This window comes from Pseudomonas sp. NPDC087346 (genome assembly GCF_044744235.1).
In the GTDB taxonomy this organism is placed as follows: Bacteria; Pseudomonadota; Gammaproteobacteria; order Pseudomonadales; family Pseudomonadaceae; genus Aquipseudomonas.
In genome coordinates, this window is sequence record NZ_JBIUXX010000023.1 from 77,751 (window position 1) to 91,553 (window position 13,803).

Consider the following 13,803-nt stretch of genomic DNA (forward strand, 5'->3'; position numbering starts at 1 on the left):
CAGGTCAGACAAATCAAGGCCTTGCGCGAATTCTGTCGGACAAGTGGATGGCGGCTGTGACGGTTTCGGTACAGAGGGGGTGACACTCTGTACCGTATTTGGCACAGCACGTGACCGGGTGGTCTTGCCAGCATTGCAATGCCGGAGCGGCTGGAGGATGCTCAGCCAACAGAGATCCTGTAGGAGCTGCCGAAGGCTGCGATCTTTTGATTTTGCTTTTATGCAGATCAAGATCAAAAGATCGCAGCCTTCGGCAGCTCCTACATGGGTTGCGTCGACCTTTCGGGGAGAATAATAAGAAATGCACGACAACCATTTGAGTCGCCATGCCCAACAGGTTTTCACTGTCACCCAGGGCAAGCCGCACCTGCATGGACCCGGGGCTGACCCGTCGATTGCCCGCTCGTGGCTGCGTTGCGTCGAGGACTATCACCTCGACCCGGCCCTGACCATCGCGCCGACGGTGCTAGAACACGGGCGCGTTCTGGAAAGCCGCGAGCGTCTGCAACAAGTGCTGCAGATTGCCGGCAATGAAATGAGCAGTCTGCATCAGCAACTGTCCGGCGCCGGTCACGCGGTGCTGCTGACCGATGCTCGCGGGGTGATCCTCAATTGCGTCACCGCCCCGGCCGAACGCAAGATTTTCGAACGCTCCGGCCTCTGGCTTGGGGCCGACTGGAGCGAGGCCTGCGAAGGCACCAACGGCATCGGTACCTGCCTGGTCGAGCGTCAGGCGCTGACCATCCATCAGGACGAACATTTCCGTGGCCGTCACACCGGCCTGACCTGCTCGGCGAGCCCGGTGTTCGACCCGCACGGCGAACTGCTGGCGGTGCTCGACGTGTCTTCGGCGCGGCATGACGTTTCGCGGCAGAGCCAGTTCCACACCATGGCACTGGTCAATCTGTCGGCGAAGATGATCGAGAGCTGCTATTTCCTGCGCTGCTTCGATAATCAGTGGCTGCTGCGTTTTCATTTACAGGCCGAGTCGGTCGGGCTGTTTAGCGAAGGGTTGCTGGCGTTTGACGGCGAAGGGCGGATCAGCGCGGTCAATCAGAGCGCGTTGAACCTGCTCGGGCATATTCGCGGTGGCTTGCTGGGTAAACCGGTCGAGGCGTTTTTCGATTGTTCGCTGGATGAACTGCTCGGTCGCGCCAGCGCCAATGCCAGTGCGAGTTGGCCATTGCGCACTCGTGACGGGCGACATCTGTTTGCCTTGTTGCGTGGCGAGGCCCGGCGCCCGCTGCCGACGCCAGCGACTCGCACGCGGGTAGTAACCGAAGCGCCGCGTCTGTCCGGTATTTGTCTGGGCGACGCCGCGTTGCAGGCGGATTTTCGCAAAGCACTGCGGGTTTTCGAGCGCGACGTACCGCTGCTGGTCAACGGCGAAACCGGCTCCGGCAAAGAAGCCTTCGCCAAGGCTGTGCACCATGCCAGTCAACGGGCGAACAAAGCGTTCGTCGCCCTCAACTGCGCGGCAATTCCGGAAAGCCTGATCGAGAGTGAACTGTTCGGTTATCGCGGCGGCAGCTTCACCGGCGCGCGCAAGGACGGCATGCGCGGCAAGTTGCAGCAGGCTGACGGCGGCACGTTGTTCCTGGATGAGATCGGCGACATGCCGCTGGCCTTGCAGACCCGATTGTTGCGGGTGCTCGAAGACCGGCAGGTGGTGCCGATTGGCGGCGAGCCGGAAGCGGTGAACGTACGGATCATCAGCGCCACTCACCGGAATTTGTTGGGGCGGGTCGAGGACGGCAGTTTCCGCGAGGATTTGTACTACCGGCTCAACGGTCTGGAAGTGGCATTGCCGGCGTTGCGTGAGCGCAGTGACAAGTCTGAGTTGCTGGATTTCCTGCTGGCCGAGGAGGCGGGCGGGGAAACCTTGTGGATTGATGACGCGGCACGGCAGGCGCTGCTTGCGTTCAACTGGCCGGGCAACGTGCGGCAATTGCGCAATGTGCTGCGCACGCTGGCGGCGTTGAGCGATGAAGGGCGGATCGGGCTGGAGGACTTGCCGGCGATGATTCGGCAGGTGCGGCCAGCAGTGTTGGCGGCGGCGTCCACCGACCATCCGCTGGAAGATGCCGAGCGCTTGGCGTTGCTCAATGTGCTGGAGCAGACGCACTGGCATATGACGCATACGGCGGCGCAGTTGGGCGTCAGTCGCAACACTCTATATAGAAAGCTGCGCAAACACGGCATCGCTCGATCTGCCTGAAACACCGCAACCCTCTGTAGGAGCTGCCGAAGGCTGCGATCTTTTGATCTTGCTTTTTAAAATCAAAAGATCGCAGCCTGCGGCAGCTCCTACAAAAGTCCTGATAACCTTAAAGAGTGCGATTTTCCCCTCCCTACGCTAACCTGCGGCCATGTTTTACGAGGTCGACTATGCACATTCATATTCTGGGTATCTGCGGGACTTTCATGGGCTCGATGGCGGTTCTGGCCAAAGAGCTGGGCCATCACGTGACGGGCTCCGACGCTAACGTCTATCCGCCAATGAGCACTCAACTGGAAGCCCAGGGCATTCAGCTGACTCAGGGTTACGACCCGGCGCAGCTTGATCCGGCGCCGGATCTGGTGGTGATCGGCAACGCCATGTCCCGTGGTAATCCGGCGGTGGAATATGTGCTGAACAAAGGCCTGCCGTACGTCTCCGGCCCGCAGTGGCTGGCCGATCATGTGCTGCAAGGTCGCTGGGTGCTGGCGGTTGCCGGTACGCATGGCAAAACCACCACCAGCAGCATGCTCGCCTGGGTGCTGGAACACGCGGGCATGAGCCCGGGCTTCCTGATCGGCGGCGTGCCGCAGAATTTCTCCGTTTCGGCACGTCTGGGCGGCACGCCGTTTTTCGTGATCGAGGCTGACGAGTACGACAGCGCGTTCTTCGACAAACGCTCGAAATTCGTTCACTACCGTCCGCGTACCGCGATCCTCAACAACCTTGAGTTCGATCACGCCGACATCTTCCCCGATCTGCCGGCCATCGAGCGTCAATTCCACCACTTGGTGCGCACCATTCCGAGTGAAGGCCTGGTCATCCACCCGACCACCGAACCTGCATTGCAGCGGGTGATCGAGATGGGTTGCTGGACGCCGGTGCAAACCACCGGCGTCGGCGGTCAATGGCAGGTCAAGCTGCTGAGCGCGGATGGTTCGGCATTCGAAGTGATGTTCGAAGGTGTATCGCAAGGTACCGTCGAGTGGGAGTTGACCGGTCAGCACAACGTCGCCAACGCCTTGGCTGCCCTCGCGGCGGCGCGGCATGTTGGCGTGGTGCCATCGATGGGTATTGCCGGGTTGAGCGCGTTCAAGAACGTCAAACGCCGGATGGAGAAAGTCGCCGAAGTGCGCGGCATCACTATCTATGACGACTTCGCCCACCATCCGACTGCCATCGCCACCACCCTCGACGGTCTGCGCAAGCGCATCGGTGATGCGCCGTTGATCGCGATCATCGAACCGCGCTCCAACTCGATGAAGCTCGGCGCTCACCGCGACGGCTTGCCGGACAGTGTGGTCGATGCCGATCAGGTGATCTGGTACGCACCGGCCAACCTCGGTTGGGATCTGGCGGGCACGGCGGCGCTGTGCACCGTGCCGTCGATTGTCAGCGATTCGCTGGAAGGCATCATCGAACGCGTGAAAAGCCAGGCGCAGCCCGGCACTCACGTGGTGATCATGAGCAACGGCGGCTTCGGCGGCCTGCACGGCAAACTCGCCGAGGCGCTGCAATGAACACTCGTTTGGAGAGCAATGGCCCCGAACGCATCACGCTGGCAATGACCGGCGCTTCCGGCGCCCAGTACGGCTTGCGACTGCTCGATTGTCTGGTGCGTGAAGATCGCGAGGTGCATTTCCTGATCTCCAAGGCTGCGCAATTGGTCATGGCCACCGAGACTGACGTCTCGCTGCCGCCCAAGCCGCAGATGATGCAGGCGTTCCTCACGGAATACACCGGCGCTGCCGCCGGACAGATTCGCGTGTACGGCAAGGAGGACTGGATGTCGCCGGTTGCCTCGGGCTCCGGGGCGCCAGCGGCGATGGTGGTGGTGCCGTGCTCGACCGGCACGCTCTCGGCCATCGCGACCGGCGCCTGCAACAACCTGATCGAGCGCGCCGCCGACGTCACGCTGAAGGAGCGTCGCCAGTTGATTCTGGTACCGCGAGAAGCGCCGTATTCGAGCATTCATCTGGAGCACATGCTCAAGTTGTCGAACATGGGCGTGACCATTCTGCCGGCCTCGCCGGGCTTCTATCATCAGCCACAGACCATCGATGATCTGATCGATTTCGTGGTGGCGCGGATTCTGAATTTGCTGGGCATTCCTCAGGACATGTTGCCGCGTTGGGGCGAGCATCATTTGAGCAGTGATGAATAAGCTGCTGTTGATCCTGCTGGCGTTGCAACTGACTGGATGCGCCACGGCGCGGACGCTCGATGCGGCCAAGCCTGGGGCGCCGGTGGTGTATGCGGGGACACGGCTGGATTTGTATGTGATGAATGGCGGGTGTTGCCCGAAGGATCGCTTCGGCGCTGAGGCGCCGGGTTATCCGGGGGTAGATCTGCCGGCCAGTGCGTTGCTCGATACGCTGCTGTTGCCGTTGTCGCTACTGACAGTGATTGGCGTGAGCTATCAGGCGACTGGCGGATTATAGGGGAAGCCCACCATCCCCTGTGGCGAGGGGATTTATCCCCGTTCGGCTGCGCAGCAGTCGTCGCTTTTCAGATTTGGGAGCGCTTCGCACCCCAACGGGGATAAATCCCCTCACCACAAGGTCAAGGCCCGGCGGTTATTTGCCGAGTTTGCGCAGTTCATCCGACTCAACCACCCGCACCCCGTCCTGTTCTTCCAGCGCCAGACGCCACATTGCGCGGGCGAGTTGGCAGGCTTCGATGCCGCGGTATTTGCCGGGAATCAGTTTCGACAGCGGTCCGGCAACCTGCTCGGCCAAGCGAGGTTCGCTACGTTCCCCGAGCAACAACGAAGGCCGGCAGATGGTCAATTGCGGCCAGTCCTGCGCGCGCAATGCTTCTTCCATCTCGCCTTTGACCCGGTTGTAGAAAATCGATGATTTCGGATCGGCGCCCAATGCGCTGATCACGATCAGATGCCGCGCGCCCATTTCCCGGGCACGCTTGGCGAAGGCCACGACCATGTCCAGATCGACCGCACGAAACGCTTGTTCCGAGCCTGCTTGCTTGATGGTAGTGCCGAGGCAGCAATAGGCGATATCGACGCGACCATTGAGCTGCGGCAGAAAAACCTGTGGATCACCAACCGGGTTTTCCAGGTGCGGATGTTCCGCCAGTGGCCGGCGCGAAGGGGCGAGGACACGGGTGATCGTCGGCTCGTTGAGCAGGCGGTCGAGCAGATGCTCGCCGGTCAGTCCGGTGGCACCGGCTAGCAAGATGTGCTGAGGCGTCAAGTACATGGTGTCTCTCCCTTGATACTGTTCAGCTTAGTTGCTGTTTGTCGCTCCGTCGTTCAACGCAGCACTTTGCAAAGCTTTTCTCGCTTGCTGTTTACGCAATAGCTGCCAATGCGCCAGCACGGTTTTCGGCGCCCAGATCTGCGGCTCCGAGGCTTCGAAATTGTCCGCCAGTTCGCGCTCGGCCACGGTGGCCTTGGCCAGTTTGAAGGCTTGCTCCAGATCGTCGGTCTGGTTCAGTGCTTGTGCAAACAGCGCATCACCGAAGTAGGTGAAGTCGGCTTCTTCCGAGCAGCCGAACGACACGCGGTCGGCGCGTGAGGCGGTCATGATCAGCGTGCGTTCGTCTTTCAGTGCCGGAATGAAACCACCGGAGTAGCACGACGAAATCACGATGATCTTGTCGCGGTTTTTCAGCGGGGCCAGTACGGCGGCGAGTTCATCGGCGGGCAGGTCGGCCAGTTCCATGCGTGGCTGGTCGAGCACCAATTCATGTTCGGCAGTGCCGTGGCTGGTCAGGTAGATAAACAGCAAGTCTTCCGGGCCGCTGCGTTCGTCCAGGGTCTGTGCGGCACGGCGCAGGTTTTCCCGGGTGGCCATCGGCCGGTCGGTGAGGTGGTCGCGGTGGTTGACCAGACGAATCTGGCCATACGCGCCAAAACGGCTGGCGAGCATGTTGGCGACGTAATCCGATTCGCGCAGGAACACGCTCTGCTTGCCGTCGCCGCCGAGGGTCAGGGTATAAAGCTCGACTGCCGGGGTCGAGGCTGGCACCGCGGCCAGCGCTTCATTGAGCAAGCGACCCTGGGCGAGCAAGCCGAGCTCGAGAGTGTCCGGGAGCAATTTGCCGTCGGCATCGCGAACCCGCTGGCCGTTGATCCAGGTGCCGCTGAGCACCGTGCCGTCGGTCAGCACCAGAACGCCGCGTCCGCTATAGGCGTCGTTGTCGAACTGACCGATATAGAAACTGCCATCCGGCAGGTTCAAACGACCCTGACCGCTGAAGCGCCAGTCACTGAAGTTACCGATGTAATGGCTGCCGTCGGCGCCGATCAGTTCGCCTTTGCCGCTCAGCGCGCCTTCCTTGAACTGGCCGAGCCACACGTCGCCATCGGCGTTTTCGTAGCGGCCCTTGCCGTGCAACTGATTGTTCTTGAAACCGCCGACATAGATGTCGCCGTCGGCACTGTTGTAAGTGCCGTTGCCTTCCAGTTGACCGTTGACGAAGTGCCCGGTGAACGAGTTGCCGCTGGCATCGCCGCGCTGGCCTTCACCGTTGGGTTTGCCGTGGGCGAACTGGCCCTGATAGGAACTGCCGTCGTCCATTTCCAGACGACCGAGTCCGGAATACTGGTCGGCCTTGAACTCGCCACGGTAGGTCATGGCGTTTTCTTTCAGCGTGCCTTCGCCATCGCGTCGGCCCAGCTTGAAGCCGCCGGTGTAGGTGCCGGCGTTGGTGGTCAGGCTGCCCTGACCGTCGAACAGTCCTTGCTGGAACTGGCCGCGATAGACCTCGCCATTGCTGCCATGCCATTCGCCCTGACCATGCCATTGACCCTTGTCGAACTGCCCGGCGTACCAACTGCCATTGGGATAGTCGACGCGCCCCTGGCCTTGCAGCAAGCCATTGACCAGTTCGCCGCGATAGCGTCCGCCGTCCGGCAGCCGTGCGTCCGGAGGCAACAGCGATTCGCCGTCGCCGCAAGCGGTGAGCAACAGGGTCAGGGCAATCGGGGCTAGAGAGGCGAGTGAGCGCATAGCGGGTTCCGGGCAATTAGGCGACCGAGTATGCCGTAGCTATGTGACCTAATACAGCCGGGAACAAGCAGTGGATGCGAAACAGCGTGAGCCGCTTCGCATCCCGACGCTTAAACGAAGCAGAGCGACAGCGGTTCTGCGATATAGGCCGGTTTGTCCGAGCCTTCTATCTCAAGCGTTGCGGTGGCTTTGAGCAGCCACTGGCCAGGTTTTTTCTCGGTCACTTCACCGAGATCGACCTTGAGTCGGACTTTGGAGTTGACCTTCACTGGCTGGATGAAGCGCACGCTGTCCAGACCGTAATTGACCACCATCTTCACGCCTTCCGGCAGAACGAGGATGTCTTCCATCAGTTTCGGTATCAGTGACAGTGACAGGAAACCGTGGGCAATGGTGCTGCCAAATGGCGTTTGCGCGGCTTTGACCGGATCGACATGAATGAACTGATAATCCCCGGTGGCTTCGGCGAACAGGTTGATACGCTCCTGATCGATGGTGAGCCATTCGGAACGTCCGAGTTCCTTGCCGACATAATCTTTGAGCTCTGCAACTGGAACATAGGGCATTGAGACTCTCCTTGGGTTCATCGGTTTTATAGTTTTTCAGGTGGGGGATTTGACCGCCCTGCGAACCACTGTAGATCAACATGGCGAGTTGCTGCGGTCAACCGACCATGCTTTTGGCGAATGCCGATCCATAGCGCAGGCGTGCTTATAATGCCGGGCGCTTTTTTTCGGGGGATGTCGGATGTTGTTACGTGGCCTGACCATGCTGGTGCTGTTTCAACTACTCGGCACCGCGCTCAACCACTTGCTGCTGCCAGTGCTGCCGGGGCCGATCATCGGCCTGCTGCTGTTGCTGGTGTTCCTGATCGTGCGTGGTGAAGTCGGCGAGCCGCTGAACCTTGCCGCCGGCAGTCTGCTGCGTTATCTGCCGTTGTTGCTGGTGCCGCCAGCGGTGGGCGTGATGGTTTACGCCAAGGACATTGCTGCCGATTTCTGGGCGATTACCGGCGCGCTGGTGCTGTCGTTGATCCTGTCGATGGCTTTCGCCGGCGTGCTGATGCAGCGCATGGTCAAGCGTCATGCCCGCCGTTCGGAGGAGTCCTGATGCTCTTCGACTGGCAAGGGGCCTGGGCCTCGGTTATCCATCACCCATTGTTCGGCATCGGCATCACCCTCGGCGCTTATCAACTGGTGCTGGCGGCGTTCGAGAAAACCCGTTGGATCTTTCTGCAACCGGTGCTGGTCTCCATGCTGTTGGTGATCGGCGTTCTGCTCGGCTGCGGCCTGACGTATGCGGAGTACCGCAAGAGCACCGAAATCCTCAGCATTCTGCTGGGGCCGGCGACGGTCGCGCTGGCGGTGCCGCTGTATCTGAACCTGCGACGCATCCGCCAATTGTTCTGGCCGATTTTTACTACGCTGGTGATAGGTGGCGTGGTGGCTACGGGCATGGGTGTGGCGCTGGGCTGGTCGTTCGGCGCCGAGCACATGATTCTGATGACCATGGCGCCGAAGTCGGTGACCTCACCGATTGCCATGTTGGTGGCTGAGCAGATCGGTGGCGTGGCTGCACTGGCGGCGGTGTTTGTGCTGATCACCGGGGTGATCGGCGCGATCTTCGGTCCGGCGCTGCTGACCCGTCTCGGCGTGCACAGCCCGGAAGCACGCGGCATGGCGCTGGGTATGACCGCGCATGCGGTCGGTACTTCGGTGGCGTTGCAGGAAAGTGATGAGTGCGGTGCCTTCGCGGCGCTGGCGATGAGTTTGATGGGCGTGGCCACGGCGGTTTTCCTGCCGCTGGCGGTGTCGATGGTGGTGTAAGGAAATGACTATGAACCTGCCGCTTTTTCCGCTGAACACAGTGCTGTTTCCCGGCTGCAACCTCGACTTGCAGATCTTCGAGGCGCGTTACCTCGACATGATCGGCCGCTGCATGAAGCAGGGCGGCGGTTTTGGCGTGGTGTGCATTCTGGACGGCGCCGAGGTCGGTGCTGCGCCTGAGGGCTTTGCGCTGGTCGGGTGCGAGGCGAAGATCATCGATTTCCAGCAGCAGGACAATGGCCTGCTGGGAATTCGCGTACAGGGCGGGCGGCGCTTCAATGTGTTGCGCACCGAAGTGCAGCGCGATCAGTTGATGCTCGCCGACGTCGATTGGCTCGACGAAGAGCCCGAGCAGCCTTTGCAGGATGAGGACGCTGATCTGGTGGCATTGCTCAAGGCGCTAGCCGAGCATCCAATGGTCGAGGCGCTGAACATGGGCATCGAGGCGCATGGGCAGCAGTCACTGGCGAACCAGTTGGCGTACCTGCTGCCGTTCGCCGAGGAAGACAAGATCGACCTGCTGCAAACCGATGATCCGCAACGGCGACTGGATGCAATTCAGGCGCTGCTCGATGAGTTGCAGGGCGAACTGTTCGCCTGAACTACCCCTGCAGAGAGGGATCAAGTTCTCTGCATGGGCAATCTTCAATAGGCGTAACGCAACATCGTATGCGGCAAATGCCTGAACACGAAGAAGCTGAACATCAGCAACAACGCCGGCAGAATCAGCCACCAGATCTTGACGGGCATGGCGTTGAGCGGTGTCTTGCGCTGGCTCAACCACAGACTCGCCGCGCATACGCACGCCGCCAGCATGGTGCCGGCGATGACATCCGTCGGCCAATGCGCGCCCAGATAAACCCGCGACAGGGCAATCGACAGCGCTGGAATACAGGCGATCAACAGCCAGGTCAGACGCATCCGTGGCGGTTGACCACGTCCGGCAAGCACCGCCAGAGCCAGAAACAACGCAAACGATCCCGAGGCGTGTCCACTGGGCATGCTGTAGCTGGTCAGTGGATCGGTCAGTACTTCCGGACGTACCCGGGCGAAAAACTGTTTGGTCGCGGTGTTGGCCAGTGCAGTGACGAGCAAGGTGCCGCCGACGAAAATCGCCTGCCGCCATTGTCGGGTCAGTAGCAACAGGCCGGTCAGCAGGGCGCTGAACATCAGCATGTTGCGGAACTCGCCGATCAGCGTGAGGGTGACTGCGACTTCATCGAGCATCGGGCTGCGATGTTCCTGCACCAGCGTCATCACGCCTTGATCGAGCGCGGTCAAGTGCGGATAGCCGATGAACAGACCGATCAGGATCAGCAGGCTCATGCTGCTGATCCACAAAGTTGCCCGGCGATGCTGGCGCATGCTGCTGTTGACGCTCAGGCCGACCATCACCGCGATAGCCCCGGCGACGATGCCCGCCTCGAGCCAGAAGCCTTCCGGCAATGGCAGGCGAATCGCCGCCCCGGTGGCCCAGCCCGGCAGCAGATAGGCGACACTCCATCCGGCCCCGGCCAGCAGGCTGACGGCGGCGAAACGCGGGAAGGGCATGTCGCACATCCCGGCGACCATCGGCAGCATTGGCCGCAGCGGGCCGATAAAGCGTCCGACCAGCAGGCTGGCGATGCCGTAGCGCTGGAAATAGCTCTCGGCCCCGGCCATCCATTCCGGATGATGACGCAGCCCCGGCAACCGGCGGATGTTCTGATGGAAGTGGCGACCAAGGAAGTACGAAATCACATCGCCGAGAATCCCGCCGAGAAAACCCAGCAGCAGGGTTTCACTCAACGACAGTGCGCCACTGCCGGCCAGCACGGCGACGGCAAACAGCAACACCGTGCCGGGCACGATCAATCCGGCAATCGCCAGACATTCGACGAAAGCGACGACGAAGACCGCCGCTGCCAGCCACTGCGGATTGGCTGCCAGCCACCCGGTCACGCTATCGAGCCATGGGCCCATACAAACAAACTCCAATCATTGGTGAGCCCTATGTAGGAGCTGCCGAAGGCTGCGATCTTTTGATCTTGTTTTTGGGATCAGGATCAAAAGATCGCAGCCTTCGGCAGCGCCTACAGGTGGGGGCGTTTACAGCAAGAAGTAATCGCGTCCTTCGACCTGACCCCGACGCAGCGGGTTCCGCGTACACCACTGAGCGTAGGCAGCATCGACGAAGCGGTACATCAGGTGTTCATCACGGCCATGGGGAATCCCCAGTCGCGTGGTCTGAATGATGTGCGACGGTGCAGGCCCGCCATCTTCCACCAGCAGCAGTTGATGATCAAAGCGCTTGGCATCCCACATCGGCACCTTCAGCCCGAGCGACTTGCACAGCAGAGTCTGACCGGCACACAACTTTTGCGACGGGCGTGGTCGACCCTGAGCGTCAGGATTGTTCAGCAGCATTTGCGCCAGGCTCGCCGGGCCGCTGATTTCATCGACCCACGGGTAGGCGGACTTGATCAGCACCGCATTGCCTGGGCCTTGCGCGCTGAAGTTCAGCGAATCACCGCCACGGGCGTAATACATATAAATGTGCCCGCCATCCAGAAACAAAGCCTTACGCTTTTCTGTGTAGCCGAGCGAGGCGTGGCTGCCTTTTTCTGCACAGTAATAGGCTTCGGTTTCGATAATTCGAGCGCTCAGCCATAAATCGCCGACCCGATGGCGAATGATTTTGCCGAGCAGATCCTGCGCCAGCACTTGCGCGTCACGGTCGAAAAAAGCGTCCGGGAGCCCGATTGGCAGGCGCGGGGCAGCGGCGCGAACGTTCAGATTGGGCATGGCAGACGATGTTTATCCAGGCGAAGGAGGTCGTGATGATAACAATGCGCAGCTTAATTACGCCTGAACGCCGCTAAATCACCCTCCATTTCGACCATCCGCCCGTCACCGCTGTTAGTCCCGGGACGCGACAGCTATAATCTGCCGCTTTCCTCTTTGCCAAGACCCCAGCAGACCATGACTGAGTCCGTTCTTGACTACATGACCCGATTGGGTCGCGCCGCCCGCGAAGCCTCCCGGGTCATCGGCCGTGCCAGCACCGCGCAGAAAAACCGCGCCTTGCAGGCTGCTGCCAATGCTCTGGACGCTGCTCGCGCCGAGCTGGCCGCAGCCAATGAACAGGATCTGGCCGCCGGTCGCGCCAATGGTCTGGAGCCGGCACTGCTGGAACGTCTGGAACTGACCCCGGCGCGCATCGACGGGATGATCGTCGGTCTGCGTCAGGTCGCAGCGCTGCCGGACCCGGTCGGCGCCATCCGCGACATGAGCTTCCGTCCGTCGGGGATTCAGGTTGGCAAGATGCGCGTGCCGCTGGGCGTGATCGGGATCATCTACGAATCGCGTCCCAACGTGACCATCGACGCCGCCAGCCTGTGCCTGAAGTCCGGCAACGCCACCATCCTGCGCGGCGGTTCCGAGGCGATTCACTCCAACCGTGCGATTGCCGCGTGCATCCAACGCGGTCTGGCCGAGGCCGAATTGCCCGCCGCCGTGGTGCAAGTGGTCGAAACCACTGACCGTGCCGCCGTTGGCGCGCTGATCACCATGCCCGAGTACGTCGATGTGATCGTGCCGCGCGGTGGCCGTGGCCTGATCGAGCGCGTCAGCCGTGACGCCCGCGTGCCGGTGATCAAGCATCTGGACGGCATTTGCCACGTTTACGTGAGTGCCCACGCCGATCTGCCGAAAGCCGAAAACATTGCCTTCAACGCCAAGACCTATCGCTACGGTATCTGCGGCGCGATGGAGACGTTGCTGGTCGATCAAACTGTTGCCAAGGATTTCCTGCCGTCGATGGCGGCGCGGTTCCGCGAAAAAGGCGTTGAACTGCGCGGTTGCGAGCGCACCCGGGCGATCATCGATGCCGTACCAGCCAGCGAAGACGACTGGAACACTGAGTATCTGGCACCGATCCTGTCGATTCGCGTGGTCGACGGGCTGGACCAGGCGATCGAACACATCAATCATTACGGCTCGCACCATACCGATTCGATTGTCAGCGAAAACCTCGCCGACACCCGACGGTTCGTGGCCGAGGTCGATTCGGCATCGGTGATGATCAACACCCCGACCTGCTTCGCCGATGGCTTTGAATACGGATTGGGTGCCGAGATCGGCATTTCTACTGATAAGCTGCACGCCCGTGGCCCGGTTGGCCTCGAAGGACTGACCTGCGAGAAGTACATCGTGGTCGGTGATGGCCAGTTGCGCGGCCAGGCGACGGTCTGACTTGACCGACCTCGACCTGACATCGCCGCTGCCCGGCGCCGAACTCCAGCCTCGACGCATTGGCGTACTGGGCGGGACGTTCGATCCGGTGCACATCGGCCATTTGCGCGGCGCACTGGAAGTCGCCGAAGCGCTGGCGCTCGACGAGGTGCGCCTGACGCCGAACGCCCGGCCGCCGCATCGCGGTACGCCGCAGGTGTCGGCGCAGGATCGGCTGGCGATGGTCGAGTGCGCGGTGGCCGGAGTGCCGCCGTTGGTAGTGGACGCCCGCGAATTGCAGCGGGACAAACCGTCCTGGACCATTGATACCCTGGAGTTGATGCGCGCCGAAATGGCCGCAGAGACCCAGGTTTTTCTGCTTTTGGGCTGGGACGCATTTTGCGGCCTGCCCACTTGGCATCGCTGGGAGGAATTACTCCAGCATTGCCACATCCTGGTGCTACAGCGCCCGGACGCCGACAGCGAACCGCCGGATGCCTTGCGCAACCTGCTGGCAGCGCGTTCGGTGAGCGACCCGCTGGCCCTGAAAGGGCCGAGCGGACAGATTGCATTC

The 13,803-nt window shown here is 61.3% G+C and carries 14 protein-coding genes; 9 read left to right on the forward strand and 5 right to left on the reverse strand.

Annotated features, from left to right (window positions below):
* Positions 1-301: 301 nt before the first annotated feature.
* The 4 genes from ACIOZM_RS15800 (at position 302) to ACIOZM_RS15815 (ending at position 4,659) form a co-directional block, all read left to right on the forward strand.
* A complete protein-coding gene (locus ACIOZM_RS15800; RefSeq protein WP_401215498.1) occupies positions 302-2,218 on the forward strand; it encodes a sigma-54-dependent Fis family transcriptional regulator in 1,917 nt (638 codons plus the stop codon).
* A 170-nt stretch (positions 2,219-2,388) separates the two neighbouring features.
* The gene (mpl, locus tag ACIOZM_RS15805; RefSeq protein WP_401215500.1) at positions 2,389-3,738 is read left to right on the forward strand and encodes a UDP-N-acetylmuramate:L-alanyl-gamma-D-glutamyl-meso-diaminopimelate ligase; all 1,350 of its coding nucleotides are present in this window, start codon (positions 2,389-2,391) and stop codon (positions 3,736-3,738) included.
* Positions 3,735-4,382 (forward strand): flavin prenyltransferase UbiX, encoded by a 648-nt coding sequence (ubiX, locus tag ACIOZM_RS15810; protein WP_401215503.1) that lies wholly within the window; start codon positions 3,735-3,737, stop codon positions 4,380-4,382. Before mpl ends, ubiX begins: the two co-directional genes overlap by 4 nt.
* Positions 4,375-4,659 carry a YceK/YidQ family lipoprotein gene (locus ACIOZM_RS15815; RefSeq protein WP_401215506.1) on the forward strand — a complete coding sequence of 95 codons (285 nt, stop codon included), beginning with the start codon at positions 4,375-4,377 and terminating at the stop codon, positions 4,657-4,659. Before ubiX ends, ACIOZM_RS15815 begins: the two co-directional genes overlap by 8 nt.
* A gap of 135 nt (positions 4,660-4,794) precedes the next feature.
* Here ACIOZM_RS15815 and ACIOZM_RS15820 read toward each other — a convergent pair whose 3' ends face one another.
* The 3 genes from ACIOZM_RS15820 to ACIOZM_RS15830 all read right to left on the reverse strand — a co-directional run bounded on the left by ACIOZM_RS15820 (position 4,795) and on the right by ACIOZM_RS15830 (position 7,757).
* Positions 4,795-5,436, reverse strand: a complete 642-nt coding sequence (locus ACIOZM_RS15820) for an oxidoreductase (protein WP_401215509.1) — start codon at positions 5,434-5,436, stop codon at positions 4,795-4,797.
* Positions 5,437-5,463: 27 nt separating this feature from the next.
* Positions 5,464-7,191, reverse strand: a complete 1,728-nt coding sequence (locus ACIOZM_RS15825) for a C13 family peptidase (protein ID WP_401215511.1) — start codon at positions 7,189-7,191, stop codon at positions 5,464-5,466.
* Between the two features lie 110 nt (positions 7,192-7,301).
* A complete protein-coding gene (locus tag ACIOZM_RS15830) occupies positions 7,302-7,757 on the reverse strand; it encodes a MaoC family dehydratase (RefSeq protein ID WP_116029866.1) in 456 nt (151 codons plus the stop codon).
* A 181-nt stretch (positions 7,758-7,938) separates the two neighbouring features.
* On the opposite strand from ACIOZM_RS15830, the gene ACIOZM_RS15835 reads away from it, so the two are divergent.
* Genes ACIOZM_RS15835 through ACIOZM_RS15845 form a run of 3 tightly spaced genes read left to right on the forward strand, consistent with a single transcriptional unit; the run spans position 7,939 to position 9,618 of the window.
* Positions 7,939-8,301, forward strand: coding sequence for a CidA/LrgA family protein (locus ACIOZM_RS15835; protein WP_401215514.1), 363 nt, complete (start codon positions 7,939-7,941; stop codon positions 8,299-8,301).
* Positions 8,301-9,017 (forward strand): LrgB family protein, encoded by a 717-nt coding sequence (locus ACIOZM_RS15840; RefSeq protein WP_401215517.1) that lies wholly within the window; start codon positions 8,301-8,303, stop codon positions 9,015-9,017. Before ACIOZM_RS15835 ends, ACIOZM_RS15840 begins: the two co-directional genes overlap by 1 nt.
* Before the next feature lie 10 nt (positions 9,018-9,027).
* Positions 9,028-9,618, forward strand: a complete 591-nt coding sequence (locus ACIOZM_RS15845) for an LON peptidase substrate-binding domain-containing protein (protein WP_401215520.1) — start codon at positions 9,028-9,030, stop codon at positions 9,616-9,618.
* A 44-nt stretch (positions 9,619-9,662) separates the two neighbouring features.
* Here the strand turns inward: ACIOZM_RS15845 and ACIOZM_RS15850 are convergent, their stop codons facing one another.
* Positions 9,663-10,979, reverse strand: coding sequence for a bifunctional DedA family/phosphatase PAP2 family protein (locus tag ACIOZM_RS15850; protein ID WP_401215522.1), 1,317 nt, complete (start codon positions 10,977-10,979; stop codon positions 9,663-9,665).
* Positions 10,980-11,105: 126 nt separating this feature from the next.
* A complete protein-coding gene (locus ACIOZM_RS15855) occupies positions 11,106-11,801 on the reverse strand; it encodes a DNA-3-methyladenine glycosylase (RefSeq protein ID WP_401215524.1) in 696 nt (231 codons plus the stop codon).
* A 177-nt stretch (positions 11,802-11,978) separates the two neighbouring features.
* Between ACIOZM_RS15855 and ACIOZM_RS15860 the strand changes: the two genes are divergently transcribed.
* Both ACIOZM_RS15860 and nadD read left to right on the forward strand, forming a co-directional pair.
* Complete coding sequence (locus tag ACIOZM_RS15860) at positions 11,979-13,250, forward strand: glutamate-5-semialdehyde dehydrogenase (RefSeq protein ID WP_401215527.1); 1,272 nt, start codon at positions 11,979-11,981, stop codon at positions 13,248-13,250.
* Positions 13,219-13,803: nicotinate-nucleotide adenylyltransferase (gene nadD, locus ACIOZM_RS15865; RefSeq protein ID WP_401215530.1), on the forward strand; the 585-nt coding region annotated here is incomplete at its 3' end. The genes ACIOZM_RS15860 and nadD, both read left to right, overlap by 32 nt.

Bases quoted from the DNA above. Each gene is read 5' to 3' on its own strand.
- ACIOZM_RS15830 (WP_116029866.1), bottom strand. From the start codon at position 7,757: ATGCCCTATGTTCCAGTTGCAGAGCTCAAAGATTATGTCGGCAAGGAA.
- ACIOZM_RS15855 (WP_401215524.1), bottom strand. From the start codon at position 11,801: ATGCCCAATCTGAACGTTCGCGCCGCTGCCCCGCGCCTGCCAATCGGG.
- ubiX (WP_401215503.1), top strand. From the start codon at position 3,735: ATGAACACTCGTTTGGAGAGCAATGGCCCCGAACGCATCACGCTGGCA.
- ACIOZM_RS15815 (WP_401215506.1), top strand. From the start codon at position 4,375: ATGAATAAGCTGCTGTTGATCCTGCTGGCGTTGCAACTGACTGGATGC.
- ACIOZM_RS15835 (WP_401215514.1), top strand. From the start codon at position 7,939: ATGTTGTTACGTGGCCTGACCATGCTGGTGCTGTTTCAACTACTCGGC.
- ACIOZM_RS15840 (WP_401215517.1), top strand. From the start codon at position 8,301: ATGCTCTTCGACTGGCAAGGGGCCTGGGCCTCGGTTATCCATCACCCA.
- ACIOZM_RS15800 (WP_401215498.1), top strand. From the start codon at position 302: ATGCACGACAACCATTTGAGTCGCCATGCCCAACAGGTTTTCACTGTC.
- ACIOZM_RS15860 (WP_401215527.1), top strand. From the start codon at position 11,979: ATGACTGAGTCCGTTCTTGACTACATGACCCGATTGGGTCGCGCCGCC.
- ACIOZM_RS15850 (WP_401215522.1), bottom strand. From the start codon at position 10,979: ATGGGCCCATGGCTCGATAGCGTGACCGGGTGGCTGGCAGCCAATCCG.
- mpl (WP_401215500.1), top strand. From the start codon at position 2,389: ATGCACATTCATATTCTGGGTATCTGCGGGACTTTCATGGGCTCGATG.
- ACIOZM_RS15820 (WP_401215509.1), bottom strand. From the start codon at position 5,436: ATGTACTTGACGCCTCAGCACATCTTGCTAGCCGGTGCCACCGGACTG.
- ACIOZM_RS15845 (WP_401215520.1), top strand. From the start codon at position 9,028: ATGAACCTGCCGCTTTTTCCGCTGAACACAGTGCTGTTTCCCGGCTGC.
- ACIOZM_RS15825 (WP_401215511.1), bottom strand. From the start codon at position 7,191: ATGCGCTCACTCGCCTCTCTAGCCCCGATTGCCCTGACCCTGTTGCTC.